Annotated in this window: 3 protein-coding genes; 2 read left to right on the plus strand and 1 reads right to left on the minus strand. The window is 42.5% G+C overall.

The features are described 5' to 3' along the window. Nucleotides 1–194: 194 nt before the first annotated feature. On the plus strand, nucleotides 195–2,231 hold the full coding sequence (locus BP621_RS06260; RefSeq protein WP_292388571.1) for an amylo-alpha-1,6-glucosidase: 2,037 nt from the start codon (nucleotides 195–197) through the stop codon (nucleotides 2,229–2,231). Between the two features lie 67 nt (nucleotides 2,232–2,298). After that, nucleotides 2,299–3,300, plus strand: coding sequence for a glycosidase (locus BP621_RS06265; RefSeq protein WP_292388572.1), 1,002 nt, complete (start codon nucleotides 2,299–2,301; stop codon nucleotides 3,298–3,300). Between the two features lie 37 nt (nucleotides 3,301–3,337). On the opposite strand, the gene BP621_RS06270 is transcribed toward BP621_RS06265, so the two are convergent. After that, nucleotides 3,338–3,637 (minus strand): phosphate acyltransferase, encoded by a 300-nt coding sequence (locus BP621_RS06270; RefSeq protein ID WP_292388574.1) that lies wholly within the window; start codon nucleotides 3,635–3,637, stop codon nucleotides 3,338–3,340. Nucleotides 3,638–3,940 lie beyond the last annotated feature (303 nt).

Below are 3,940 nucleotides of genomic sequence, written 5' to 3' on the forward strand. Positions count from 1 at the left end.
GTGTGAGTACTCTGGAAAATATTAACTGATTATCGAGGGACCACTAATTATAACGATAAAGAAATAACTATATATTTAAAGATATATAAAAATAAGAGAACAAAAAAACATATAAAATGAGTCAATAGTTCCGGATAAGCTTGTTTTTTTCCAAACGTATAGATATTTAATAAATCAATCCTAATTAAATATACATGAGTGGGATCAGGCTTGGAGTAGATCGTCTTTCAACATACGAAGAAGGAATAAAAAGAGAGTGGATTATAGGAAACGGACTTGGAGGATATGCTTCCTCTACAGTCATCGGGGTAAGCACAAGGACTTACCACGGGCTTCTTGTGACTTCTCCTGAAAACTCTCCAGGAAGGTTTGTACTGCTTTCTTCCCTTGATGAGGAAATTTCTGTAAATGAAGAAATTTATAAACTTGCAACCCATAAGTATCCGGATACTATTTCACCTACTGGCTTCAATTACCTTTCCGAATATATTCAAAACCCATTTCCTCTTTGGGTTTACCAGCTCGGCGATTTTACCGTAAAGAAAAAAGTCTTCATGGTTCATAACAGTAACATGACCTGTGTTCTCTATGATATCGAATCCCGAAAGGAAGAAGCTTTGTTGAAAATTTTTCCGTTGATAAACTCGAGAGACTTCCATTATACTGCTCGCTCAGGATACCTTTCTTTTTCCCAGAAAGCTGATTCTGCGGGAGTAGAACTGGAGAGTTCTAATGGTTTTACCTTTTCGCTTTCGTCCAATCTTGAATATCATTCTGATCCCAAGTGGTATTATAACCTGGAGTACGATGCTGAAAAGCAAAGAGGGCTTAACTCCCAGGAAGATAATTTCAATCCCGGTTATTTCGAAAGCAAACTCAAACCGGGAACTTCTCGTTTCTTTATCGCTGCTTCAACAGACGATATCTCTTCTCTTAACCTCAGGAAAGTTGATGAACTCTATAAAAGAGGAGTAAATCGGCAGAATCTTCTTGCTCTCAATTCCAGGCTTACAGACCCTTTTGCTCTTAAACTTCTCAGGGCAACAGACAATTTTATAGTGAAGAATCCTTCTTCAGGTGAAAACACGGTAATTGCAGGATATCACTGGTACTCTGACTGGGGAAGAGACACCATGATCTCGATGACTGGCTTGTTTTTAATTCCTTATCGTCATGAAGAGGCCAGGTCTGTTCTTATGAATTTTGCTCGATATTGCAGGAAAGGCTTAATCCCCAATACTTTCCCGGCTTTTGGAGGAGAGCCAGTCTATAATACGGTAGACGCTTCTCTCTGGTTTATCCATGCCGTTAGCCGTTACTTTGCATATACGAGCAACTTTCTTTTCCTCGCGGATATCTGGGACACTGTAGAGAATATTATAGATAATTACCGTAAGGGTACGGACTTTGGAATCGGCATGGACCCTGATCATCTTATTCGACAGGGACCTCAGCTAACCTGGATGGATGCCAAAATTGGAGAGTGGGCAGTAACTCCAAGAGCAGGTAAAGCCTGTGAAATCAATGCCCTCTGGTACAACGCCTTGAAAATTGCTTCCAGCCTGGGTACCCTTCTCGGAAAAGATGTTTCTTCATATGAGATGCTTGCAGACGGTGTTGCCTCAAATTTTGAGAATATTTTCTGGAACCCGGAAACTAATTGTCTCTTTGATCTCGTATATCAGGATGAAACAGGAAATGAGGTTAAAGACCCTGCAATCCGTCCCAATCAAATATTGGCAGTAGCTCTCCCAAATACCATGCTACCTCCTGATAAAGAAAAAGCAATTGTAGACAGAGTTGAAAAAGACCTTTTGACCCCCTTTGGGCTTAGAACCCTTTCAACTGATCACCCATTATATAAAGGACAGTATCACGGAGATGCATTCACCCGAGATACAGCCTATCATAACGGGACAGCCTGGCCCTGGCTCCTTGGCGCTTATGTGAGAGCTTACCGGAAAGTTCATAACTATTCCGAAAAGAGTCTTGAAGATATGCGGGCTCTCCTGGAGGACTTTAATACACACCTTGAAACCGCAGGCCTCGGAACCATTTCCGAAGTTTTTGATGGCGACTACCCTCATTCTCCTGGAGGTTGCATTGCCCAGGCATGGAGTGTCGCAGAAATTCTTAGAGCATATGTAGAAGATGTACTTGAGATCAGGCCACTCTTAAGCACAATATCCCCAGCACTATTAAGCGCAATATCCCCGGAATTGGGTATGTGATAGTTCTACCTATAAATCAGGATAAATGAAGGAATAATATGATCTGGAAGGGGAATGGGATAATAATATGACCTGGAAAGACCATGGAGAACTGTTTGTAAGGTACAGAAAAAATCCAATACTTACAGTTGAAGATTGGCCTTATCAAGCCAATTCGGTATTTAACCCTGCAGCTGCCATAGTTGACGGTAAAATCCTGTTACTGGTCAGAGTTGAGGACCACAGGGGTTTTTCTCACTTTACGGTAGCAAAGAGTGAAAACGGATTTGATGGCTGGGAAATTGACAGTAAGCCAACATTTTTTCCGGACCCTGTAAATCACCCTGAAGAAATATATGGTGTTGAAGACCCGCGCATAACGTATATAGATGAAATGAAAAAGTGGGCTATAGTGTATGTAGCTTTTTCGAATTCGGGCCCCTTACCAGCTCTTGCTTTTACAGAGGATTTCCGTAACTTTGAACGGGCAGGACCTGCCATGCCCCCTGATAATAAAGATGCTGCGGTTTTTCCTGTAAGATTTAACGGCAAATGGGCAATGTTACACAGACCTGCACCTACTATTCACACTTTGAAGGCGAATATCTGGATCTCCTTTTCTTTCGATATGAAATCCTGGGAAAGGCCTGAAGTTCTCCTGTATGCCAGGGAAGGCGGATGGTGGGATGCTTACAAAATAGGTTTATCTCCTCAGCCTCTCCGTACACCTGAAGGCTGGTTAATTATGTACCATGGAGTACGTCAGACAACCCCGAAAATTAGTTACAGGCTCGGGCTGGCTCTCCTTGATCTTGAGGATCCTACGAAAGTGCTCCGCAGGTCAGAAGGCTGGATTTTCGGGCCTCGTGAGCCGTATGAGCGCAGTGGAGACGTCAATGATGTCGTTTTCCCCTGCGGATGGGTTCTGGTGGGCGATGAACTCCGTATTTACTATGGAGCTGCCGATACCTCGGTATCAGTGGCCAGCGCGAAAATGAAAGATATCATGGAGTATATTATGTCAACTCCGAATATGTCTGATGATGCACCTGAAGTTAAGAAAAGAAATCAAAGCCTAATGTACTACTGAGAGAATGAATGAAAAAGCACAATCTAAAAGCTGTTTTTTATCTCTTATTTTTGCTGTGTTGCTGGCCTGGATACAGGTAATTGCAACAGCACTGACGATCTTCGCCACTGCAGCCTCTGGGCAGGTCATAACTGGCTTTACTAATCCCTAGAGGATAGGTCCCATAGGCTTCAGCTTTGGCAAGTCTCTGTGCAATCTTATACGCAATGCTTCCAACGTTAAGATAAGGGAAGATAAAGACATTGGCTTTGCCTGGACCAAGGCTTCCTGAAGCCTTTGAAGCTGCAACCTCAGGAACAATTGCTGCATCTACCTGAAGTTCACCATCTCGTTTCAACCGCGTGAGTCATATTATTAAAGAAAATCTATGGGAGCGTCGGAAATTTTGTAGTAATCCCAGAGTCAAATTTTACATATCACGTACAATTTTATTTTTCCAACACAGAATTTGCTTCCAGATGATTTCTTCTGACTTATAGATAATTTTTTTCTCCGCGCTTCTCATTTTATATGATTTTACTGAATTTCATGCTAAGTAGCAGATACACCGTCGGGAAGCAGCCACACAATTATGGTTTTGCGAAAGCTGCCCTGAGGTTCTCGTTCGCCAGGCCAATTGCGCTGCAAGCTGCAGGTGTGC

The organism is Methanosarcina sp. UBA5 (genome assembly GCF_002505485.1).
In the GTDB taxonomy this organism is placed as follows: Archaea; Halobacteriota; Methanosarcinia; order Methanosarcinales; family Methanosarcinaceae; genus Methanosarcina.

What these genes read in the sequence shown, in the direction of transcription:
- BP621_RS06260 (WP_292388571.1), top strand. Translation starts at nt 195, where the DNA reads ATGAGTGGGATCAGGCTTGGAGTAGATCGTCTTTCAACATACGAAGAA.
- BP621_RS06265 (WP_292388572.1), top strand. Translation starts at nt 2,299, where the DNA reads ATGACCTGGAAAGACCATGGAGAACTGTTTGTAAGGTACAGAAAAAAT.